General features: G+C 76.3%; 2 protein-coding genes. Both read left to right on the forward strand.

Annotation, left to right across the window (positions count from 1 at the left end):
- The coding region (locus QSK45_RS38060) for a rhodanese-like domain-containing protein (RefSeq protein WP_285563531.1) at positions 1 to 344 on the forward strand (344 nt) is incomplete at its 5' end.
- Positions 341 to 744 (forward strand): sulfite exporter TauE/SafE family protein (locus QSK45_RS38065; RefSeq protein WP_285563532.1); only part of this gene is annotated, 404 nt, incomplete at its 3' end. The genes QSK45_RS38060 and QSK45_RS38065, both read left to right, overlap by 4 nt.

Genomic DNA, 744 nt, shown 5'->3' on the forward strand with positions numbered 1-744 from the left:
AGGACCGTGTCACCGTCGACGAGGCCGTCCGGTACACCCGGGGCGGCGACGCCCAGGCGGTCCTGCTGGACGTGCGCGAGCAGCGTGAGTGGGACGCCGGGCACGCGCCCGGCGCCGTGTACGCGCCGCTGTCCGGCCTGGTCGCCGGGGCGGCGTTGCCGGACGTGGCGCGGGAGCGGCCGCTGGTGGTGATCTGCCGCAGCGGGCAGCGCTCCCAGCAGGCCGCCGCGCTGCTGACGGCACGCGGCGCGCGGGTGGTGGACGTCAAGGGCGGAATGCGGGCGTGGTCCGCCGCCGGCTACCCGGTCGTCGACGAGCACGGGAACAGCGGCTCGATAGCATGACCACCCTGATTCTCGCGCTCGTCGCCGGTGCCGTCATCGGCCTGGCCCTGGGCGGCCTCGGCGGGGGCGGCAGCGTCCTCGCCGTGCCCGCCCTCATCTACCTCCTCGGCTTCACCACGGCCGAGGCGACGACGGCCAGCCTGGTCATCGTCACCCTCACCTCGGTCACCGCGCTGGCCGGGCACGCCCGGGACGGGAACGTCGTCTGGCGGACCGGTCTGCTGTTCGCCGCGGCCGGCATCGTGCCCGCGATGCTCGCCGGGGCGGCCGCGGGACATCTTCCCCAGGCGGTGCTGACCGTGGCCTTCTCGGTCATCGCGGCCCTCGCCGCGCTGCGGATGCTGCGCCCCGCCCGCACCGGCCCCGAGTCCGGTGCCCGGGTGAACCCGGGCAAGGCCGG

The organism is Streptomyces hygroscopicus subsp. hygroscopicus (assembly GCF_030269125.1).
In the GTDB taxonomy this organism is placed as follows: Bacteria; Actinomycetota; Actinomycetes; order Streptomycetales; family Streptomycetaceae; genus Streptomyces; species Streptomyces hygroscopicus_C.